The organism is Sphingomonas mesophila (assembly GCF_003499275.1).
Lineage (GTDB): Bacteria > Pseudomonadota > Alphaproteobacteria > Sphingomonadales > Sphingomonadaceae > Sphingomicrobium > Sphingomicrobium mesophilum.
Window position 1 is genome coordinate 1,059,938 of sequence record NZ_QWDF01000001.1, and the last position, 19,695, is coordinate 1,079,632.

The following is a 19,695-nucleotide window of genomic DNA, read 5'->3' on the forward strand; positions in this document are numbered from 1 at the left end:
GCCCCCGGTTGCGAAGGCCCGGCCGAAATTTCAAGCCAGTCGATACCGACGAAGCGTTAGGCTTCGGTCGTTTCCGAGCCCTTGGCCGGGCGGGTGTCGCGGCGCTCGGCGATACGCGCCGACTTGCCGCGGCGACCACGCAAATAATAGAGCTTGGCGCGGCGGACGGCGCCACGGCGCACGACCTCGATCGAATCGATCGCCGGCGAATAGAGCGGGAAGACGCGCTCGACGCCCTCGCCGAACGAAATCTTGCGGACGGTGAAGTTCGAGCCGATGCCCTTGTTCGAACGGGCGATGCACACGCCCTCGTACATCTGGACTCGGGCGCGCTCGCCCTCGACGACCTTGACGCCGACCTTGAGGGTGTCGCCGGGGCGGAATTCGGGGATTTTGCGCTCGGCGGTCAGCGCTTCAATCGCTTCGGCCTCGAGCGTCTGGATCAGGTTCATGGTATTCGTTTCCTAATCTTCGCGCTGCGCGCCAGAGGGCGACGACCCTTGGGCGCCACCGCGGCGCTCAAACAGGTCCGGCCGCCTTAGCCGTGTGTCGCGCAGGGCCATGCTATGGCGCCATGCGGCGATCTTCGCATGATCCCCCGATCGCAGCACTTCGGGGATCGTGCGCCCTTCCCAGTCGACTGGTCGGGTATAATGCGGATATTCGAGGAGGCCGCTTTCGAAGCTTTCCTCCTTCCCGCTGTCGGGCGCGCCCATTACGCCGGGAAGCAGCCGAACGCAAGCGTCGAGCAGCACCATCGCGCCGAGCTCGCCGCCCGACAGCACATAGTCGCCGATCGACACCGGCTCGACGTCGCGCGCCTCGAAGATCCGCTCGTCATACCCCTCGAACCGGCCGCACAGGACGATCGCCCCCTCGCCCGAAGCCAGCGCGCGCACCCGCGCCTGGGTCAACGGCGCCCCGCGCGGGGTCATCGCCAGCATCGGCCGCCCGTCGGCGACGGCATCGAGCGCCGCTGCGAGCACGTCGCAGCGCAGCACCATCCCCGCCCCGCCGCCGGCCGGCGTGCTATCGACCGTGCGATGCTTGTCGATGGCGTGGTCGCGGATGTTGCGCGCCTCCAGGCTCCACCGCACCTCGCCCAGCGCCCGCCCCGCCAGGCTCGTGCCGAGCGGCCCGGGGAACATCTCCGGGTAGAGTGTCAGGACGGTGGCTCGAAAGGTCATGGCGCGCCGCTACAGCAAGCGGAACCGGCGCGCCACGCCGGCATTGAGCGACGCATGGACAAACCCCTCGACTGCCTGGTGATCGGCGGCGGACCGGCCGGCCTCACCGCGGCGATCTATCTTGCGCGCTACCATCTCGACATTCTCGTCGTCGACGGCGGCAAGAGCCGCGCGTCGTGGATTCCGTGCAGCCACAATCACGCCGGCTTTCCGGACGGGATCAACGGCAAGGAGTTGCTCGAGCGGATGCGCACCCAAGCGCAGAAATATGGCGCGAAGATCGTCACCGAGCAGGTCACCAAGCTCGAGCGCGACTCCGATCGCGGCCTGTTCACCGCCACCTGGGGCTCGGGCTGCGCCGTCGCCCGCTCGGTGCTGCTGGCGACCGGCCTCACCAATCGCAAGCCGCCGATGGACGAGGAATTGCACGATCTGGCCCTGTCCAAGGGTCTGATCCGCTATTGCCCGATCTGCGATGGCTATGAAGTGACCGACAAGAAGGTCGGGGTGATCGGCGCCGGCAGCCACGGTGTCGCCGAGGCGCTGTTCATCCGCAGCTTCACCGCCGACGTCACGCTGATCGCGCCCGACAAGGCGATGCAGCTCACCGCCGAGGACCGCGACCGGCTCGAGCAGGCCGGCGTTCCGTCGGTCGACGGGCCGGCGCATGCGGTGGCGATCAGCGGCGAGTGCATCACCGTCGATACCGCCGAGGGCCACCACACCTTCGACAGCGTCTATCCGGCGCTCGGCTCCGACACCCATACCCTGCTCGCCGAGATGGTCGGCGCCGAGCTCGCCAAGGACGGCTGCGTGCTGTGCGACGAGAAGATGCGCTCGACCGTCCCCGGCCTCTACGCCGCCGGCGACGTCGTCCACGGCCTGGACCAGATCAGCCATGCGATGGGCGAGGGCGGCCAGGCCGCGACCACCATACGCAACGATCTGTGCGCCGAGCAGCAGATGCTCCGCCCGCCGCTCGGCGAAACCGCGCTCGAGGAAGTCGAGGGCGGCGCCTAATTCGGCAGCGGTATCAGTTTGAGCGACTGGATCGCGGGCGGATTGGTCGGCGCGAGCAGGATCTGGCCGTTCACGTGGCCCCGCTCGCAATTCCAGCGGAACGCGGTCGACAGCGCGCCCGTGGCGAAGAGCGGCTCCGTTGACGTGCAGGAACCGACCTGCCGCTTGACCGAGGCGAACTCGGTCGCCCAGTCCCCGGCCGAACGGTCCATCAGGAAATTCATCGCCAGCTTGCCACGCAGCGGTGCAAGGTCGCCGGCACCGAAAGCGGCGAACGCGGCCGACTGCATGGTTTCGAGGACCGGGGCCACGACTCGTTTGAACGGCGGGATCATGCCTTGCCGGTCGATCGCCAGGAGCGCCCGCCAAGCTGGTTCGGACGGGCCCGAATAGGTCCTGTTCGTGAGTACGAAGACCGCCGCCCGCCGCTCCGGCGCCAGGGCGACGAACGAACCGTAGCCGGGGTAGCCGCCGCCATGACTGAGAACCAATCCGACGGTGCAGTCCTGGACCACCCGCATGCCCATGCCGTACGCTTCGGCCCAGATGCATTCATCATCGGGCGCGCCGCCAATCCGCTTGCGGGTGGACAGGAAGTTTAGGCCCTGAGCCAGATTACGGACCGTCGAGCGTCGCACCGGCCCGGTCTCCGGACCGTTGCGGGACGGCCAGGCGGACTGTAAAAACGCAAGCCAGCGCGCATAGTCTCCGGCGGTGACATATACGCCGCCCATCGCACCGAATTCGCCGTGCGCCATGGTGGGCTCCTCGACCCAGCGCTCATTCTCCCACCGATACCCTAGCGCGCGCTGGGCGAGGGGCACGTCGCGAAACTCGTAGCCGCTCGACGTCATGCCGAGCGGACGCATGATGGTCTCGACGATATAGCGGTCGTAGGGCATGCCCGACGCGTTGGTGACGATACGCCCGAGAAGCGCGTAGCCGAGGTTGGAATATTCCATCGCCGTCTGCGGCGGTCGGCTGAACGGAACGCCAGCGGCAATCAGTCGGGAAAAGTCCGCCGCCGGCATCGCTTGCTGCCGGTCACCCCACGGATCGTCGGTAACTAGCCCGCCCACGTGATGAAGCAGATCGCGAATGCGGATCCGCGGTGAGTCGCTGGTTGGGTAGCGCCAGCCGCGCATCTCGGGGATGTGCCGCTCGGCCGGGTCGTCGAGGCCCAGCTTGCCTTCGTCGCGCAGCTTGAGGATGGCGAGCGCGGTGAAGGCCTTGCTCATCGAGGCGATCCGGAAGCGGGTCGAGGCGTTCGCCTTGGCCCCCGTCGCGACATTGGCGACGCCGTGCGTGCCGACATGGAGCAGCTTGCCGTCGATCACCACTCCGTAGACCATGCCGGGCACCGGGGTCTTGGCTCGGAAATCGGCAAAAGCCTGGCCGACCGCCGCGAACGCCGATTCTGACGGGGCCTGCTGCGCGCCAGCCGGCGCCGCGGCCAGCAGCGCCGCCACTACGAACAGTCTGCGAAAAGCCACTGGCCGACCCCCAACGTTGTGCCGCCCGAGAGTATGCCAGGCCACTGGCCCGTGCCAGCCTTACGTCAGGCGAGGAATTCGGGGTCGAGCACGATCCGCGCCTCGACCAGGTCGGCGATCCCGTCCCGGAACGGGATCAGCGCGCGCTTGCCGTCGACCTTTTCGACCTCGAGCAAATCGCCCGCCCCGAAATTCTCGACCGCGACGACCGACCCGACGGTCGCGCCGTCGGTGGCGAAACAGGTCAGGCCGATCAGATCGGCGTGATAATATTCGCCTTTGTCGAGCGGCGGCAGCGCCTCGCGCGCGACCTCGACCAGCGCCCCGCGCAGCGCCTCGGCGGCCGAGCGGTCGGCGATCCCCTCGAACCGCGCCGTCGCGCCCTTGGCGTCGGGCTTGACGCGCGCACCCCGCTCGACCCCGCCGACGATCAGCCGGGGGTGGCGGGCGAGGCTCTCCGCGCTCTCGGCGAATAGCTTGAGGCGCACCTCGCCCTGAACGCCATGGGCTCCGGCGACCGCGGCGAGCGCGACGCGCTTCCCGGCCGCCGGATCGTCCATGCTACTCGGCCTTGGCTTCGGTTTCGGCCTCCGCGGGCGCTTCGGCCTCGGCCGGAGCATCGCCCTCGGCCGGAGCCTCCGCGCTCTCGCCGGTCACTTCCGGAGCCTCGGCAGCCTCGGGCGAGTCGGCGGTGGCGCCATCATCCGAACCTTCAGCCGGCTCGGGCTGGGTATCGGCACCAGCCTCCTCGGCGACAGGAGCTTCCTCGGCAGGAGCTTCTTCGGCGACCGGAGCCTCCTCGGCAACCGGAGCGGCTTCCTCGACCGGAGCGGCCTCCTCGACCGGCGCGGCCTCTTCCTCGACCGGCGCAGCGGCGGCGGCGGCCTTGGCCTCTTCCGCCTCGGCCAGCTTGGTCGCTCGCTCCTCGGCGCGCTCCTTGGCCTTGTCGCCCGGCTCGCCCTTCTTCGGGTTGTTGCGCGCCGCGCGCTCCTTGATCCCGGCGGCGTCGAGGAACCGCGCGACCCGGTCCGACGGCTGGGCGCCGACGCTCAGCCAGTGCGCAATGCGCTCGGCGTCGAGCTTCACCCGCTCGGGCGAATCCTTCGCCAGCAGCGGATTGTAGGTGCCGACCTTCTCGATGAACCGGCCGTCGCGCGCATTGCGCGAATCCGCGACCACGACGCGATAATAGGGCCGCTTCCTGGAGCCGCCGCGAGCGAGACGAATTGCAACTGCCATTTTCTTCTTCCTTCTACGATTTCAATGATTTGCGATTACTTCTTACCAAATTTATCGAACCCCGGCGGCAATCCCGAGCCGCCCGGCAGCCCCGGCATCCCGCCCGGCAACTGGCCGCCCGGCGCCAGCCCGCCAAGCGCCTTTTCCATCCCGCCGGACCCGAACATCGCCGCCAGCTTGCCGAACCCGCCGAGCTTCTTCAGCCGCTTCATCGCGTTCGCCATTTCCTGGTGCATCTTGAGCAGCTTGTTGACCTCTTGGACGGTGGTCCCGCTGCCCTTGGCGATGCGGATCTTGCGCTTGGCGTTGATCACCGCCGGCAGGCGCCGCTCCTTGGCGGTCATCGAGCTCATCATCGCTTCGAGCCGGACCAGCGCCTGGTCGTCGACCGCGCCCGGCTTGGGCAGGCCCTTCATCCCCGGCAGCATCGAGGCCAGCGCGCCCATTCCGCCCATCCGCTTCATCTGCTGGATCTGCATGGCGAGGTCGTCGAGGTCGAACTTGCCCTTCTCCATCTTCGCCGCGAGCTTCTCGGCGTCCTCGATCTTGACCGTCTCGGCGGCTCGCTCGACCAGGCTGACGACGTCGCCCATGCCGAGGATCCGCCCCGCCACCCGGCTCGGATGGAACGCCTCGAGCTTGTCCATCGCCTCGCCGGTGCCGGCGAACTTGATCGGCTTGCCGGTCACCGCGCGCATCGAGAGCGCCGCGCCGCCGCGCGCATCGCCGTCCATCCGCGTCAGCACGACACCACTGAGCTCGACCTCGCCGGCAAAGCCGCGCGCGACATTGACCGCGTCCTGGCCGGTCAGGCTGTCGACCACCAGCAGCGTCTCGACCGGGCGCGCGGCGGCGGCGACCGCCTTCATCTCGGCCATCAGCGCTTCGTCAACGTGCAAGCGCCCGGCGGTATCGAGCAGCAGCACGTCAAACCCCTGCAGCCGCGCCGCCTGCATCGCCCGCTCGGCGATCTGCACCGGGGTCTGGCCGGCGACGATCGGCAGCGTCTCCACCGCCACCTGCCGCCCGAGCACCGCCAGCTGCTCCTGCGCCGCCGGCCGGGCAACGTCGAGCGACGCCATCAGCACCTTCTTGCGCTCGCGCTCGGCCAGGCGCTTGGCGAGCTTGGCGGTGGTCGTCGTCTTGCCCGAGCCCTGAAGCCCGACCATCATCACCACCGCCGGCGGATTGACGTCGAGATTGAGCTCGGCATTGTCGGTGCCGAGCATCTCGACCAGCGCGTCGTGGACGATCTTGACCACCATCTGCCCCGGCGTGATCGAGCGGATGACGTCCTGGCCGACCGCCTGCTCGGTCACCTTGTCGACGAATTCGCGCGCCACCGGCAGCGCCACGTCCGCCTCGAGCAGCGCCACGCGCACCTCGCGCATCGCCGAGCGCACGTCGTCCTCCGACAACGCCCCGCGCCCGCGCAGCTTGTCGAACACGCCGCTCAACCGATCGCTAAGTGACTCGAACATTCAATCCCTTTCGTTCCTCCCCCGGAAATCCGGGGCAGGCTAACTCCACAAAGCAAACGACGCCGGCGGGTGAAACCTCACCGGCCAGCGCGCCCCGAGGGGCATCAGCTATGTGTGTCGTTAGACGGTGCCGCCCTTAGCCGGATGACGCATCGCGGTCAACGATCGCCGCCACGCGCACGCATTGCGAAAGAGCGGCAAGCTCCTCCCCGGTGAACCCATCGGGCATCGCCGGGCTGATCCCGAGCTGCCGGCCGATCATGCGCGACAATGAGATATTGTTCTTCATGTTCCGGTTGAGCCGGCGAGCCGCGCTCGCCTGGGCGTGAAGCGTCCGCCGGTCGGCAAGATCGAGCGTGCCCGCCAGCTCGTACGGCAACAGCGCATCCCATGCGGCGCGCTCGAGCTGGGCATTGCGCGCATTGTTCTCCAGCTCGTCGTAGAATTCGGCGTATTTCGAACGCGCCGCGGCCGGCACCTCGGCGAACACCTGGCCATCCTTATTGTCCCACGCCGAGCGATAGACGCTGAACATCACCGGAAACCGCGCGTCGATCAGCCTTGCCTGCGCACCTTCGCGATAGCTGCCGAGCCATTCGGTAAGCCGCGCCACCCGCCTGTCGGTACAGGCCGTCTGCCGGTCCCGATATTCGTAGATCCACAAATTTTTCGCGATCTCGCCGTCGATCGTCGCTCGGAAGACCCGCACATCGTCGCGCGTCTGGATGGTCTGGACGACCTGCTGCGCGCCCAGCGCGAGAAGGACGCCGAGCACGATCACCCCGACCTCGCCCGCGAACACCCGCCAGCCGTCCCGGGGACTTGGAATTTTCATCGCTACTGCCCCCTCCTCCGCGATTGCCGATCAGGCCTTCGGCTTGCCGCCGCCGCGCGGCCCCTTGCCCGGACCCGCCCGGCCCAGCCCGCCGCCCGGCCCACCGCCCGGCCCGCCGCGCCCCGATCCGTCCGGCCCGCGCCGCCCCGGCGTCTTGCGCACGAAGCGGCGATCCTGCGGCGGCCCGCGGCGGTCGCGCTCGGGCACCCGGTCGAGCGGCGGACGCGACTGCATCTCGCCCTTCGGCCCGACCGCATAGCCTTCCTTGAGCAATTGGTTGAACGCCGAACGCACGCTCTGGTTGATCGAATCCTGAAGCGCCTTGGGCAAGTCGGCATAGGCCGCATTGCGGTGGATGCCCTGGATGTCGCGCAGCAGATTGTTGGGCAGCCCGCCCGAGCTCGCGCGCAACGCCTCGATCGCCTCGACCACCGCGTCGATCAGCACGTCCTGCATCACATCGGAGGCGGCCTTGGTCATTATTCTTCTCCCGGTCCGTCATTGCGAGCGTAGCGAAGCAATCCAGAGATGGCGCCGCTGGATTGCTTCGTCGCTGCGCTCCTCGCAATGACGAAGGTGGACAGCTTTCAGACCGCTCCCTAAGTCGCGCGGCGTGACGCGGCAATTCCACAAGATGCACGGCTTGGGCAACGACTTCGTCATTCTCGACGGTCGCCCGGAAGCCGGCGGCGCGCCGGTCGAGATGACCGAAGCCCTCGCCCGCCGCATCTGCGACCGCCACGCCGGCATCGGCTGCGACCAGCTGATCCTGATCGAAAAGTCCGACAAGGCCGACGTCCGGATGCGCATCTGGAACGCCGACGGCGGCGAGGTGCAGAGCTGCGGCAACGCCAGCCGCTGCGTCGTCGCGCTGACCGGCGCGGCGACGATCGAGACCGGCGGCGGGATCGTCGCCGGCAAAAGCGACGGCGATGCGGTCGAGGTCATTCTGCCCGCGCCGAGCTTCGCCTGGGACGCCATCCCGCTGGCCTATCCAATGGATACGGCCGCGCTGCCGCTGGCGTGGGGACCGCTCAAGCGGCCGATGGCGCTCAGCGTCGGCAACCCGCATCTGGTGTTCTTCGTCGACGACCCTGCGGCGATCGCGCTCGACGACATCGGCCCCGGCATCGAGCACGACCCGGCGTTCCCGGAGCGGGTCAACGTCAATGTGGCCCGGATCGACTCCGCCAGTGCGATCACGCTGCGCACCTGGGAACGCGGTGCCGGCCTGACCCGCGCCTGCGGCACCGGCGCCTCAGCCACGGCGGTGGCCGCGATCGCCTCGAAGCGCGCCACCTCGCCGGTCACCGTCTCGATGCCCGGCGGGTCGCTGACCATCGCCTGGGAGGCCCCGGCCGGCGAGATCGCGATGCGTGGGTCCGCGACCTACGTGTTCAAGGGCGAGATCGAGTTGTGAGCGCGACCGCGATCAGCCTCGGCTGCCGGTTGAACTTCGCCGAAGCGGAGGCGATGGCGGCCGGCGCGCCCGACGGCACGATCATCGTCAACAGCTGTGCAGTCACCGCCGAGGCCGTCCGCCAGACCCGCCAGGCGATCCGCCGCGCCCGCCGCGACCGCCCCGATGCCCGCGTCGTCGTCACCGGCTGCGCCGCCCAGCTTGAACCAGAAGCCTTCGCCGCGGTGGCCGAAGTGGACGAGGTCTGGGGAAATGGCGTAAAGGGCATGTCGGCCCCGCTCATAAACCACATCCCATTTCCGTTCGTGTCGAGCGAAGTCGAGACACCTTTACTCGCGCGTCCCTCGACTTCGCTCGGGACGAACGGGAAGATTTTGCTCCCGCCAATCTCGCACGCCCGCCCCCACGCCGGCCTGCTTCACAAGGTCAAGAGCTTCGTCGCGATCCAGGCCGGCTGCGACCACCGCTGCACCTTTTGCACCATCTGGCAGGCGCGCGGACCCTCGCGCTCGGTGCCCTACGCCGAAGTCCGCGATGCGGTGGCGCGCGAGCTTGACCGTGGCGCTCGCGAGGTCGTGCTGACCGGGGTCGACATCACCGATTACGCCTGTCCCGAGCTGGGTCGAGGGGGCCTTGGACTGCTTTGCCAGCGCCTCCTCGCCGACCTCCCCGCCCTCCATCGCCTGCGCCTGTCGAGCCTCGACAGCGTCGAGATCGACGGCGCCCTGCTCGAGCTGATCGCCGGCGAGCCGCGCCTTCTCCCGCACTTCCATCTCTCGCTCCAAGCGGGGGACGACCTTATCCTCAAGCGCATGAAGCGCCGCCACAGCCGCGCCGATGCGGTGGCGACCGTCGCTGCGATCAAACTCGCCCGCCCCGACGCGACGATCGGCGCCGATCTCATCGCCGGCTTCCCGACCGAAAGCGAGGAGGCCGCTCTCAACACCCTCCGGCTGCTCGACGACTGCGACATCGTCGCCGCCCACATCTTCCCCTTCTCGCCTCGCCCCGGCACCCCGGCGGCGCGCATGCCGCAGGTCGAGCGCGAGGTGGTCAAGGCCCGCGCCGCCCGGCTGCGCGAGGCGGCCGCGGTTCGCCGCGCGCAATGGCTCGACACGCTGGTCGGCACGCGCCAGGCGTTCCTGATGGAAAGCGACATCCTCGCCCGCTCGGACAATGAAGCGCCGATTCGCCTTGCCGGCGCCCGGCGCGGCGACATCGGCACTGCGCTGGTCACCGGCCGCGACGGCGAGACGCTCGTGGGCGTGCGCGCATGAGCTGGCTCGAGCGGCTGACCGGCGGGTTCAAGAAGACCGCCGACCGCCTCACCGACAACATTTCCGGCCTGGCGACCAAGCAGGCGCTCGACACGGCCACGCTCGACGATATCGAGGAGGCGCTGATCGCCTCCGACCTCGGGCCCGGCGCCTCGAAGCGCATTCGCGAGGCCATCGCGGCGCGCCGCTTCGAGCAATTGGACGAGCGGGGGCTGCGCACCATCCTCGCCGAAGAGATCGAGGCGATCCTTCGCCCGGTCGCCAAGCCGCTCGACGTGTGGGGCTTTCCGCGGCCGCACGTCATCCTCGTCATCGGCGTCAACGGCAGTGGCAAGACGACGACCATCGGCAAGCTCGGCCATTGGCTCAAGGAGCAGGATTACGGCGTTCTGCTCGCCGCCGGCGACACGTTCCGCGCCGCGGCGATCGAACAGCTGCAGATCTGGGGCAAGCGCATCGACGCGCCGGTGATCGTCGGCAAGGAGGGCGGGGACGCGGCGGGAATCGTGTTCGACGGGGTCAAGCAGGCGACCGCGACCGGCATCGACGCGCTGATCGTCGACACCGCCGGGCGATTGCAGAACAAGACTCATTTGATGGACGAATTATCCAAGATTCGTAAGGTCTTAGGCCGCCTCAACCCCGACGCGCCGCACGACGTCATCCTCGTCCTTGACGCCACCACCGGCCAGAATGCGTTGAGCCAGATCGAGGTCTTCAAGGAAACCACTGCAGTGTCCGGTTTGATCATGACCAAGCTCGACGGCACCGCCCGCGGCGGCATGCTGGTCGCGGCGGCGGAGAAGTTCGGCCTCCCCATCCACGCCATCGGAGTGGGCGAGGGGGTCGAGGATTTGCGCCCCTTCGATCCCCGCGCCGTCGCCCGCGCCATCGCCGGCCTGCCGCCGTCATGAGCAAGGCCCGCGCAGAACCCACCGGCGGCATTCGCCTGCTGGTCGACATCGGCCCGCTGCTGGTGTTCTTCCTCGTCAACTTCCTGGTCGACAGCCCGGCCAAGATCTTCATCGCCACCGGTGCCTTCATGGCCGCGATGGTCGCGGCGATGGTCTTCACCCAATTGAAGTACGGCAAAATTTCCCCCCTGCTGCTGTTCTCCGGAGTGATGGTCCTCGCGCTCGGCGGGCTGACGCTGTGGCTTCACGACGAGCTGTTCATCAAGATCAAGCCGACAATCTATTATCTGTTCGTCGCGGCGCTGCTCGGCTTCGGGCTGAAGACCGGCCGGAACTACCTGAAGATGGTCCTCGGCAGCGCCTACCCCGGGCTCGACGAAGCCGGGTGGAGCATGCTGGCGCGCAACTGGGCGCTGTTCTTCGTCTTCATGGCCGCGCTCAATGAGACGGTGTGGCGCACGACCAGCTTCGACTTCTGGGTCGGTTTCAAGCTGTGGGGCGCGATCCCGCTGACCTTTTTGTTCGCCGCAGCCAACGTGCCGATGCTTCTGCGCCACGGCCTCGCCAACGACGAGCAGGCGGCGCAGGAACCGGGGCCGATCGAATGAACGACGCGCTGGTCCAAATCAGCGGCCTGCGCAAGGCCTATGCCAACGGCGTCGAGGCGTTGAAGGGGGTCGACCTTGACATCCGCCGTGGCGAGATTCTGGCGCTGCTCGGTCCCAATGGCGCGGGCAAGACGACGCTGATCAACATCGTCTGCGGGATCGTCACAGCGACCGGCGGCGAAGTGCTGGTCGAGGGCCGCAACTGGCTGACCGACTTCCGCCGGATCCGCACGCGCATCGGCCTGGTTCCGCAGGAATTGACGACCGACGCGTTCGAGAGCGTGTGGTCGACGGTCCGCTTCAGCCGCGGCCTGTTCGGCAAGGCCAAGGACGACGGCAAGGTCGAGGAGCTGCTCAAGCGGCTGACCCTGTGGGACAAGCGCAAGTCTGAAATGCGCGAGCTGTCGGGCGGGATGAAGCGCCGCGTGATGATCGCCAAGGCACTGGCGCACGAGCCCGACATCCTGTTCCTCGACGAGCCGACCGCCGGCGTCGACGTCGAGCTTCGCCGCGACATGTGGCAGCTGGTGCGCAAGCTTCGCGCCGACGGGACGACGGTCATCCTCACTACCCACTACATCGAGGAGGCGGAGGAGATGGCGGACCGCGTCGGGGTGATCCGCCGCGGCGAATTGGTCGCGCTCGGCGACAAGAGCGAGTTGATGAGTCGGATGGGCCAGAAGACGCTCAAGGTCGCGCTCGACCAGCAGCTCACGGCGGTGCCGGACACGCTCGCGCAGTGGCAGCCGGTGCTCGAGGACGACGGTCACACCCTGTGCTACCGCTTCGACAGCCACGCCGAGCGCAATGGCATACCGCAACTGATGCGCAAGCTTGACGAGCTCGGCATCGGCTACCGCGACCTGGCCACACACCAGTCGAGCCTCGAGGACATTTTCGTTAGCCTGATCCACGAGGGAGCCCCGGCATGAACGTGACCGGAGTGAAGGCGATCTATCGCTTCGAGATGGCGCGGTGGGGCCGCACCCTGTGGCAAAGCCTGGTCGCGCCGGTGATCACCACCTCGCTCTATTTCCTGGTGTTCGGCTCGGCGATCGGCGGACGCATGAGCGACATGGCGGGGATCGACTACGGTAGTTTCATCGTCCCCGGCCTGATCCTGTTGTCGGTGCTGACCCAGGCGATCATGAACGCCAGCTTCGGCATCTTCTTTCCGAAGTTCACGGGCACGATCTACGAGATCCTGTCGGCGCCCTTGTCGGCGCTCGAGACGGTGACCGCCTATGTCGGTGCGGCGGCGACCAAGGCGGTGCTGCTGGCGCTCATCACGCTGGCGACCGCGACACTATTCGTCGACGTTCGGGTCGATCATCCGCTGCTGATGCTGGCGTTCCTCGTTGCAATTTCGATCGGCTTTTGCCTGCTCGGCTTTGCGATCGGCATCTGGGCCAAGAACTTCGAGCAATTGCAGGTCATCCCGTTGCTGGTGGTGACCCCGCTTACCTTCCTCGGCGGCGTATTCTACTCAACCGCGGCGATCGGCGAGCCGTGGCGAACGGTCACCCAACTTAATCCGATCCTCTATCTCGTCTCGGGATACCGATGGACGTTCTTTTCGGTGGCCGACGTGCCGCTCGGCGCCAGCATTGCCGTGATGGCGGCGGCGATCGCCCTGCCGCTCGCCGCCATCGTATGGATCTTCAGAACCGGCTGGCGCCTGAAGGCCTAGCCCGCCGTCAGCCCTGCTGATCGGCGCGCGATACGCCTTGGCCGTCGAGGTTCTGCGCGACGAAATCCCAGTTGATCACGCGCTCGAGCACCGTCTTCAGGTAGCGCGGCCGCTCGTTGCGATAATCGATGTAGTAGGCATGCTCCCACACATCGAGCGTAAGCAGCGGCGTCATGCCGTGGACGACGGGCGTATCAGCGTCGTGGAGCGAGGTAACCTCGAGCTTGCCGTTGTTGAGCACCAGCCAGCCCCAACCTGAGGCGAAATGATTGGTGCTCTCGGTCGCCAGCTTGTCGACCAGAGTCGCATGATCGCCGAAATCGCTCGCGATCATCTCGGCGAGTTTGCCCGACGGGCTGGTCGAGCCCTCCGGCGCCAGGCACTGCCAAAAAAAGCTGTGGTTCCAGATCTGGGCGCTGTTGTTGAACAGGCCCTTGTCGCCCTTGTCCTTGGCGGCCTTGATGACTTCTAACAGCGAGGCGCCCTCGAGCCCCTTCTCGCCCAGCATCCCGTTGGTCTTGTCGATGTACGCCTTGTGATGCTTACCGTGGTGATAGTCGAACGTCTCGGCGCTCATCACGTCGCCGAGCGAATCTTTGGGGAACGGAAGTTCGGGCAGTTGGAAGGCCATCGGGGGATCCTGGCTTGAGTGACGCGGAGCGCCCTTAACCGCCGAAGCGGGTCAAATGTCCAGAGGGTGTGACGCCTAGCGGCGGATCAGTCGGAACTGCTGCAGATCTTCCGCTGGCGCTTTCCATTCCGGGGCGAGATCGCGAGCCCGGACCAGGTCGTTGTAGGCCGAACGAAGGTCGCCACCACGCTCGTAGGCCAGCGAGCGGCTGTAATAGGCCAGCGCCGGCCGCTGCGTGTTGAGAGCCAGCGAGCGCTGGATCAGCGGCATGGTCTCCATTCCCGCGCCACGACGCAAGTCGGAGATGGCCTTGTTGAGCCAAACCTCGGCATTGCCGCTGAATGTCTCGGCCGCGGCGTCGAAGTCACGTCCGGCGGCGCGGAAATTGCGCCCTCGCAGGTGAAGCACACCGCGATTGTTGAGCGTCGCCGCCCGGTCTTGGACGGTCAGGCCCTCCTGGCGGAGCGCGAGGTCGCAATGGCCGAGCGCGTTGCGATCATAATCGCGGCCGACGGCGGCTTCATAGCAGTCCATCGCCAAACTATTGCCGATCGAGACGGTGCCGGCTGCGGCGGGGGCGGCGGCAATCAGCGCGGCCGCGGCGAAAAGAGTCTTCATCGAACCCTCCTCTCTTGAGCGGGCCGATCATACGCCTATCGAGGCGGCGATGCACTAGCCGCCAGCGTTCAGCAGTTCGTGCCGCTTGAGGGCATGCCGAAGCTGGTCGTAGCTGAGGCCCAAGGCCGTCGCGGTCGCCTTCTGATTGTAGCGATTGCGCGCCAAAGCGTCCTCGAGGATGCGCCGTTCGTAGGCGCTGACTGCACCGCGGAAGTCGCTGACGTCGTCGCCCGCAGGCGACGGCGGCGGAGACGCGGCGGCTGGCGTTTGCGAATCGCCTGGCTCGACGGCCATTCCGACCGGCGGAAGCTGTTCCCCGCCGCTGCCCAGAGCGGCCGCCCAGGGTGATGCGAAAGGATCGAACTGGATGTGGTCGATCGGCCGTTCGGGATCCTCGTGGCGATAGACGGCGCGTTCCACCACGTTGCGCAGTTCGCGAACGTTGCCGGGCCAGGAATAGGTTTCCAGCGCACGCATCGCCTCGGCAGCGAAGCCCGGCCAGTTCGTCCAGTCGAGCTCCACCCCCATGCGCCGACCGAAATGCTCGGCGAGCAACGGGATGTCGCCTTGGCGCGCGCGCAGCGGCGGCAGGGTGACAACTTCGAAGCTTAGGCGATCGAGGAGATCGGCGCGGAAGCGGCCTTGCTCGACTAGCCGCGGCAGATGCTCGTTGGTGGCGGCGACGATGCGCACGTCGACGCTGATCGGCTTGGACGCGCCGATCCGGGTCACTTCGCCATATTCGACCGCGCGCAGCAGCCGATCCTGGGCGGGAGAAGATAGCGTTGCCAGCTCGTCGAGGAATAGCGTCCCGCCGTCCGCCTCCTCGAAGCGCCCGTGACGGGTCTTGGCGGCGCCGGTGAAACTGCCTGCCTCGTGACCGAATAGCTCCGCCTCGATCAGATTTTCGGGAAGGGCTGCGCAATTCATCGTGACCAGCGGACCGGACCAGCGCGACGACAGATGGTGGAGGCGCTCGGCGATCAATTCCTTGCCCGTGCCGCGCTCCCCGATCACCAGCACCGGGCGATTGAGCGGCGCGGCGCGGCTCGCCCGCTCGACCGCATCGAGGAAGGCGAGGCTCGAGCCGACGAACTGGTTGGTGCGCTCCACGGCCTAGGTGTTGGTGGTTTTCCCCATCACTTGGCAAGAATTTTTATGCGGATGGAGAGTAGATTTCGCCGAAAAGATCAGATTTTCGGCCCTTTCGAACCTATGGCATGAGCTTTGCATCGTCATTGGCGAAGACGGGGCCTGGTTTGGAGTGCTCAATGGGAATCTTTTCGCGAAGTCGCGACATCTTTGCAGCGAATATGACGGAGCTGCTCGACCGCGCCGAAGATCCGGCGCGGATGATCCGCATGATCATTCTCGAAATGGAAGAAACTTTGGTCGAAGTCCGCGCTTCGGCGGCGCGCTCGATCGCCGACGGCAAGGAAATGCGCCGCGCCATCGCCCGGCTCGACGAATTGCAGTCGAGCTGGACCGAAAAGGCCGAACTGGCGCTGTCGAAGGACCGCGAGGACCTCGCCAAGGCGGCGTTGATGGAGCGCCAGAAGGCGGCCGACATGGCCGACGGACTGCGCGGCGAGATCGCCCAGATCGAGGAAACGCTGAAAGGTTACGAGGCCGACATCGCCAAGCTTCAGGGCAAGCTGCGCGAGGCCCGGGCGCGGCAGAACTCTATCGCCAATCGCATCGAAAGCGCGGTCACTCGCGCCAAGGCCCGCGAGCTGCTCAACGGTGGCCGGACCGACGATGCCTTTTCGAAGTTCGAGATTCTCGAGCGCCGCGCCGACTTTGCCGAGGGCCGCGCCGACGCGCTCGGCATGACCGGGCCGAAGAGCCTCGAGGAAGAAATCGCCGAGCTTCGGGCTTCGGAAAAAGTCGATGCCGAGCTCGAGGCGTTGAAAGCGTCGCTCAAGAACAAGGGGGTGTAAGTGGAAGACGTAGTCGTTCCTGCAATGGCGTTCGTGACGCTGTTCATCGGCCTGCCGTGGCTGATCTTTCATTATGTGACCAAGTGGAAGACCGCCAAGACTCTGACCGGCGATGACGAAAAGCTACTCGACGACCTCTACGAGGCGGCGCGGCGGCTCGACGATCGGCTGTGCACGATCGAGCGGATCATGACCGCCGAGAATCCCGACTGGAACCGCAACAGCTGCCTGCCGGGCCGCGAAGCCAGCGGCGGCCAGCGTCTGCTGGACCAGATCGACGCGCTCGAGGAGCCGCTCGGCCGCAGCCGGAGGAAGGTGAAATGAGCCAGCCGGCAAGCCGCACGCGATTCTATCGCAACAAGCGCGACGGCAAGGTCATGGGCCTGTGCTCGGGGATCGCGGACTACACGGGCATCGACGTGACGATGGTCCGCATGATGTTCCTCTTCAGCCTGTTCATCAGCGGCGGATCGATCCTGCCGGTTTATTTCATCGCCGGCTTCATGGCGCCCGAGCGGCCCTACGAGCTGGATAGCGAGACACCCGACGAGCGTCAGTTCTGGCAGGGGGTGCGCGCCTCGCCCGGTCGTTCGGCTCGGGCGATCGGCGGCCGGCTCAAGGACATCGACCGGCGGCTGGCCGACATCGAACATTATGTCACTACCGAGAACCGCAGCCTGGCGCGCGAAATCGACAGCTTGCGTTAGCGCTGAATCATTGAACGGGGAGCAACGATGAATTTTGGATCGCCTGTATTCGTCATCCTGATCGTCGCGATCTGCATGGGCGCGTGGGTCTTCACGACCGCGATCCGCGCCCGGCACGGCTACCCGCTGACTGACGATTGGGGAAACACCATCCATCCGCTGCCCAAAGAGGACAGCAAGCTCGCCGCCGAGAATGCGCAGCTGCGCGAGACCGTCGAGCGGCTCGAGGACCGGCTGAAGGTGCTCGAGCGGATCGCGACCGACCCGGCCAAGCGGCTGGACGACGAAATCGAGCGCTTGCGCTAGGAGGCAATGAGCATGGATCCGGAAGTACCCGTCGTTTTCGAATTCCTGACCAACATTCTGCCGTGGGTTGCGCTGATTGTTGCCGTTTCGGTCGGCGGCTGGGTCGTCACCACCTGGCTCAGGATCAAGAACGGCTATCCGCTCGAAACCAGCTGGGGCAAGCCGCTCCATCCCACCACCGATCGTGAGTCGGCCGAGCGGATCAAGCTGCTAACCGGCGAGAATGCCCAGCTCCGGGCCGAGATCGGTTCGGTCAAGGACCGGCTCGAAACGATGGAGCGGATCATCACCGATCAGCCGCTGCGCCTGTCGCGCGAAATCGATGCGCTGAGCGGCAAGGGCGGTAACGCCTGATGGACAAGACCATCCTCGTCCTCGGCTTCTTCATGATCGTGGTCGGCATTCCGGTCATCGCCGGAGTGCTCGGCGACATGTACAAGCGCCGCCTGCGCTTGCGCGAACGGGAGCTCGAGTTGCTCGGCGCCCAAACCGCCGAAAAGGCCGCGCAATACGCCGCCCATACCGAACGGCTGGAGCAGCGCGTGCGCGTGCTCGAACAGATCGTCACCGACAGCGGCACCCAGACCGCGGCCCAGATCGAGGCATTGCGCGATCTTCCCGACGGGCCGATGATCGCCCCGACGTCTGCGGCGGAGACCAAGCAATGAACCAGTTCGAGATGATTGCGATCATCGTCATCGTGGTGATGATCGCAAGCGTCGTCAAAGCCCGATTTCGTGTTCACCGGGATGGCCGGCGTGCGACCGTGAACGTGCAGGAGCAGGCGGAGAACCTGCGCCTTCGCGAAGAAGTGAAGGAGCTCAAGGAACGGCTTCACGTGCTCGAGCGGATCACTGTCGAGAAGGAAGATTCGCTGAGCCGCGAGATCGAACAATTGCGCGACCGCTAGCCGCGTCCTAGGTCGCGGGCTGTGACCGCCCTGCCCCCGATAGCCGATATCGCCGACGAATATGCGCTGCTCGACAGCGAGGATCGCTATCGCCTGCTTATCGACCTTGGCCGGATGCTCGAGCCGATGCCGGACGCGCTGAAAACCGACGCTACGCAGGTTCGCGGCTGCTCGGCGAGCGTATGGCTTTATCCCACTCGGCTCGAAGACGGCCGGCTCCACTTCTTGGCCGACAGCAACGCAGCGATCACCAAGGGGATCATCGCGCTGGTCTTGGCAGCGGTTCAGGATCGGCCAGCGCCGGAGGTCGCGAGCACCGACATCGCCGCCGCGCTCGAGCCGTTCGAACTTGCCCGCGAACTATCCTCCAACCGCACCCAGGGCGTGCCGAACATGATCGCGCTGGTGCGCGAGACCGCGCAGCGGCTGGCATGAGCAAGCCCGAGCATCTGGCTGCCACGACCGCTTCCGAGGGATTCGACCCCATCCGCTTTTTCGAGCTTGCGCGCTCGGTCGGCCACGGGCGCGCGCTGGGGCTCGAGTTTCGCGCCGCCGAGGACGGGTGGATCGAGCTTGCATTGCCGTGGCGGCAGGAACTGGTCGGCGTGAGCGAGACGGGCGTGCTCGCCTCGGGTGCGATCATCAGCCTGCTCGACACCTGTGGCGGAGCGGCGGTGTGGCAGGCATTGGGCCGCTTCCAGCCGATCGTCACCATCGACCTCAGGCTCGATTACTTCCGGCCGGCAATGAAAGGGGAGACGGTAATCTCCCGCTGCCGATGCGACAAAGTGACCCGCCAATTGGCGTTCGTCAGCGGGCTTGCCCATACCGGAGATGCAGCACGGCCCGTGGCGCGGGCGACCGGCACCTTCATGCTCAATCCTTGAGCGACGCTGCTCTTTCCTCGGCCTTCTTGAGCACGTCGTAGGCCGCCTGAATCTCGCGAAAGCGCTGCTCGGCCGCCTTGTCGCCCTGCTTGAGGTCGGGGTGGTGCTGCTTGGCGAGCGAACGGTATGCGGTGCGCACCGTCTTGTAATCGGCGTCGGCGTCGAGCCCGAGCACGTCCAGCGCGCGCATCTCCTCGCGGCTCCGGCTGCCGTCCCCCGGCCCGCCCCATTCGTAATGAGCCGAGGAGCGAAAGGCCGAGGCACCGGCGCTCTCGCTGCGTTCGCGGGCAGCCGCCTCCTCCGCGCTCAGCCCCGCGAAATAGTCCCAGTCGCGATTATATTCGGCCGCATGCGCCTGGCAGAACATCCAGCGCTCGGGGCTGTTCGGGGCCTTGGGCGCGGGTCGGTCGCCCGGTTCGGTGCAGCCGACGCGGTCGCACAGGCGCACTCGGACCGCCTCGCGGCTCTTGGCGCCATAGGGTCGCCAGCGGGGAAAGCCCCAGTCGTCGGATCGTTTTTGCCTGGTCATCGA

Annotated in this window: 27 protein-coding genes and 1 pseudogene; 16 read left to right on the forward strand and 12 right to left on the reverse strand. The window is 66.8% G+C overall.

Annotated features, from left to right (window positions below):
* Positions 1 to 56 precede the first annotated feature (56 nt).
* Positions 57 to 452 (reverse strand): 50S ribosomal protein L19, encoded by a 396-nt coding sequence (rplS, locus tag D0Z60_RS05435; RefSeq protein ID WP_118857308.1) that lies wholly within the window; start codon positions 450 to 452, stop codon positions 57 to 59.
* 12 nt (positions 453 to 464) lie between these two features.
* Positions 465 to 1,187: a tRNA (guanosine(37)-N1)-methyltransferase TrmD gene (trmD, locus tag D0Z60_RS05440; RefSeq protein ID WP_118857309.1), complete on the reverse strand. Its 723-nt coding sequence runs from the start codon at positions 1,185 to 1,187 to the stop codon at positions 465 to 467.
* Between the two features lie 54 nt (positions 1,188 to 1,241).
* Here trmD and D0Z60_RS05445 point away from each other — a divergent pair, with 54 nt between their 5' ends.
* Positions 1,242 to 2,207: an NAD(P)/FAD-dependent oxidoreductase gene (locus D0Z60_RS05445; protein ID WP_118857310.1), complete on the forward strand. Its 966-nt coding sequence runs from the start codon at positions 1,242 to 1,244 to the stop codon at positions 2,205 to 2,207.
* Here the strand turns inward: D0Z60_RS05445 and D0Z60_RS05450 are convergent.
* The 6 genes and pseudogenes from D0Z60_RS05450 to D0Z60_RS05475 all read right to left on the reverse strand — a co-directional run bounded on the left by D0Z60_RS05450 (position 2,204) and on the right by D0Z60_RS05475 (position 7,735).
* Positions 2,204 to 3,676, reverse strand: a complete 1,473-nt coding sequence (locus tag D0Z60_RS05450) for a serine hydrolase domain-containing protein (protein ID WP_240325554.1) — start codon at positions 3,674 to 3,676, stop codon at positions 2,204 to 2,206. The genes D0Z60_RS05445 and D0Z60_RS05450 overlap by 4 nt on opposite strands.
* 89 nt (positions 3,677 to 3,765) lie before the next feature.
* Positions 3,766 to 4,260 carry a ribosome maturation factor RimM gene (gene rimM / locus D0Z60_RS05455; protein WP_118857312.1) on the reverse strand — a complete coding sequence of 165 codons (495 nt, stop codon included), beginning with the start codon at positions 4,258 to 4,260 and terminating at the stop codon, positions 3,766 to 3,768.
* A 190-nt stretch (positions 4,261 to 4,450) separates the two neighbouring features.
* Positions 4,451 to 4,939, reverse strand: a pseudogene (rpsP, locus tag D0Z60_RS05460) (30S ribosomal protein S16); the annotation flags it as partial.
* Positions 4,940 to 4,974: 35 nt separating this feature from the next.
* The gene (ffh, locus tag D0Z60_RS05465) at positions 4,975 to 6,420 is read right to left on the reverse strand and encodes a signal recognition particle protein (protein WP_118857314.1); all 1,446 of its coding nucleotides are present in this window, start codon (positions 6,418 to 6,420) and stop codon (positions 4,975 to 4,977) included.
* 136 nt (positions 6,421 to 6,556) lie between these two features.
* Positions 6,557 to 7,255: a hypothetical protein gene (locus tag D0Z60_RS05470; RefSeq protein ID WP_162888096.1), complete on the reverse strand. Its 699-nt coding sequence runs from the start codon at positions 7,253 to 7,255 to the stop codon at positions 6,557 to 6,559.
* A gap of 30 nt (positions 7,256 to 7,285) precedes the next feature.
* Positions 7,286 to 7,735 carry a hypothetical protein gene (locus tag D0Z60_RS05475; protein ID WP_118857316.1) on the reverse strand — a complete coding sequence of 150 codons (450 nt, stop codon included), beginning with the start codon at positions 7,733 to 7,735 and terminating at the stop codon, positions 7,286 to 7,288.
* A 133-nt stretch (positions 7,736 to 7,868) separates the two neighbouring features.
* Here D0Z60_RS05475 and dapF point away from each other — a divergent pair, with 133 nt between their 5' ends.
* The 6 genes from dapF to D0Z60_RS05505 are packed head-to-tail and all read left to right on the forward strand — an operon-like array spanning position 7,869 to position 13,164.
* The gene (gene dapF, locus D0Z60_RS05480; RefSeq protein WP_118857317.1) at positions 7,869 to 8,675 is read left to right on the forward strand and encodes a diaminopimelate epimerase; all 807 of its coding nucleotides are present in this window, start codon (positions 7,869 to 7,871) and stop codon (positions 8,673 to 8,675) included.
* Entirely contained in the window at positions 8,672 to 9,952 is a 1,281-nt protein-coding gene (locus D0Z60_RS05485; protein ID WP_240325555.1) for a radical SAM protein, read from the forward strand. The genes dapF and D0Z60_RS05485 overlap by 4 nt, the downstream gene beginning before the upstream one ends.
* Positions 9,949 to 10,866, forward strand: a complete 918-nt coding sequence (ftsY, locus tag D0Z60_RS05490) for a signal recognition particle-docking protein FtsY (RefSeq protein WP_118857318.1) — start codon at positions 9,949 to 9,951, stop codon at positions 10,864 to 10,866. The genes D0Z60_RS05485 and ftsY overlap by 4 nt, the downstream gene beginning before the upstream one ends.
* A complete protein-coding gene (locus tag D0Z60_RS05495; protein ID WP_118857319.1) occupies positions 10,863 to 11,474 on the forward strand; it encodes a septation protein A in 612 nt (203 codons plus the stop codon). Before ftsY ends, D0Z60_RS05495 begins: the two co-directional genes overlap by 4 nt.
* The gene (locus D0Z60_RS05500; RefSeq protein ID WP_118857320.1) at positions 11,471 to 12,406 is read left to right on the forward strand and encodes an ABC transporter ATP-binding protein; all 936 of its coding nucleotides are present in this window, start codon (positions 11,471 to 11,473) and stop codon (positions 12,404 to 12,406) included. The genes D0Z60_RS05495 and D0Z60_RS05500 overlap by 4 nt, the downstream gene beginning before the upstream one ends.
* Positions 12,403 to 13,164, forward strand: a complete 762-nt coding sequence (locus tag D0Z60_RS05505; RefSeq protein WP_118857321.1) for an ABC transporter permease — start codon at positions 12,403 to 12,405, stop codon at positions 13,162 to 13,164. The genes D0Z60_RS05500 and D0Z60_RS05505 overlap by 4 nt, the downstream gene beginning before the upstream one ends.
* A gap of 7 nt (positions 13,165 to 13,171) precedes the next feature.
* Here the strand turns inward: D0Z60_RS05505 and D0Z60_RS05510 are convergent, their stop codons facing one another.
* The 3 genes from D0Z60_RS05510 to pspF all read right to left on the reverse strand — a co-directional run bounded on the left by D0Z60_RS05510 (position 13,172) and on the right by pspF (position 15,526).
* Positions 13,172 to 13,795: a superoxide dismutase gene (locus tag D0Z60_RS05510; RefSeq protein ID WP_118857322.1), complete on the reverse strand. Its 624-nt coding sequence runs from the start codon at positions 13,793 to 13,795 to the stop codon at positions 13,172 to 13,174.
* Between the two features lie 75 nt (positions 13,796 to 13,870).
* Positions 13,871 to 14,413 carry a tetratricopeptide repeat protein gene (locus tag D0Z60_RS05515; protein WP_118857323.1) on the reverse strand — a complete coding sequence of 181 codons (543 nt, stop codon included), beginning with the start codon at positions 14,411 to 14,413 and terminating at the stop codon, positions 13,871 to 13,873.
* 54 nt (positions 14,414 to 14,467) lie between these two features.
* Positions 14,468 to 15,526 (reverse strand): phage shock protein operon transcriptional activator, encoded by a 1,059-nt coding sequence (gene pspF / locus D0Z60_RS05520; protein ID WP_118857324.1) that lies wholly within the window; start codon positions 15,524 to 15,526, stop codon positions 14,468 to 14,470.
* A gap of 158 nt (positions 15,527 to 15,684) precedes the next feature.
* Between pspF and pspA the strand changes: the two genes are divergently transcribed.
* The 9 genes from pspA to D0Z60_RS05565 are packed head-to-tail and all read left to right on the forward strand — an operon-like array spanning position 15,685 to position 19,163.
* Complete coding sequence (pspA, locus tag D0Z60_RS05525; RefSeq protein ID WP_118857325.1) at positions 15,685 to 16,353, forward strand: phage shock protein PspA; 669 nt, start codon at positions 15,685 to 15,687, stop codon at positions 16,351 to 16,353.
* A complete protein-coding gene (gene pspB / locus D0Z60_RS05530) occupies positions 16,354 to 16,677 on the forward strand; it encodes an envelope stress response membrane protein PspB (RefSeq protein ID WP_118857326.1) in 324 nt (107 codons plus the stop codon). It abuts the gene before it with no gap.
* A complete protein-coding gene (pspC, locus tag D0Z60_RS05535; protein WP_118857327.1) occupies positions 16,674 to 17,060 on the forward strand; it encodes an envelope stress response membrane protein PspC in 387 nt (128 codons plus the stop codon). The genes pspB and pspC overlap by 4 nt, the downstream gene beginning before the upstream one ends.
* 27 nt (positions 17,061 to 17,087) lie before the next feature.
* A complete protein-coding gene (locus D0Z60_RS05540) occupies positions 17,088 to 17,366 on the forward strand; it encodes a hypothetical protein (protein WP_118857328.1) in 279 nt (92 codons plus the stop codon).
* 12 nt (positions 17,367 to 17,378) lie between these two features.
* Entirely contained in the window at positions 17,379 to 17,720 is a 342-nt protein-coding gene (locus D0Z60_RS05545; RefSeq protein ID WP_118858451.1) for a hypothetical protein, read from the forward strand.
* Positions 17,720 to 18,034, forward strand: a complete 315-nt coding sequence (locus tag D0Z60_RS05550) for a hypothetical protein (RefSeq protein WP_118857329.1) — start codon at positions 17,720 to 17,722, stop codon at positions 18,032 to 18,034. The genes D0Z60_RS05545 and D0Z60_RS05550 overlap by 1 nt, the downstream gene beginning before the upstream one ends.
* On the forward strand, positions 18,031 to 18,276 hold the full coding sequence (locus tag D0Z60_RS05555) for a hypothetical protein (protein ID WP_118857330.1): 246 nt from the start codon (positions 18,031 to 18,033) through the stop codon (positions 18,274 to 18,276). The genes D0Z60_RS05550 and D0Z60_RS05555 overlap by 4 nt, the downstream gene beginning before the upstream one ends.
* 21 nt (positions 18,277 to 18,297) lie before the next feature.
* Positions 18,298 to 18,711, forward strand: a complete 414-nt coding sequence (locus D0Z60_RS05560) for a SufE family protein (RefSeq protein ID WP_420822779.1) — start codon at positions 18,298 to 18,300, stop codon at positions 18,709 to 18,711.
* Positions 18,708 to 19,163, forward strand: a complete 456-nt coding sequence (locus D0Z60_RS05565) for a PaaI family thioesterase (RefSeq protein WP_118857331.1) — start codon at positions 18,708 to 18,710, stop codon at positions 19,161 to 19,163. Before D0Z60_RS05560 ends, D0Z60_RS05565 begins: the two co-directional genes overlap by 4 nt.
* On the opposite strand, the gene D0Z60_RS05570 is transcribed toward D0Z60_RS05565, so the two are convergent.
* Positions 19,153 to 19,692 carry a DnaJ domain-containing protein gene (locus D0Z60_RS05570; RefSeq protein ID WP_118857332.1) on the reverse strand — a complete coding sequence of 180 codons (540 nt, stop codon included), beginning with the start codon at positions 19,690 to 19,692 and terminating at the stop codon, positions 19,153 to 19,155. The two genes, D0Z60_RS05565 and D0Z60_RS05570, sit on opposite strands and share 11 nt — an antisense overlap.
* Positions 19,693 to 19,695 lie beyond the last annotated feature (3 nt).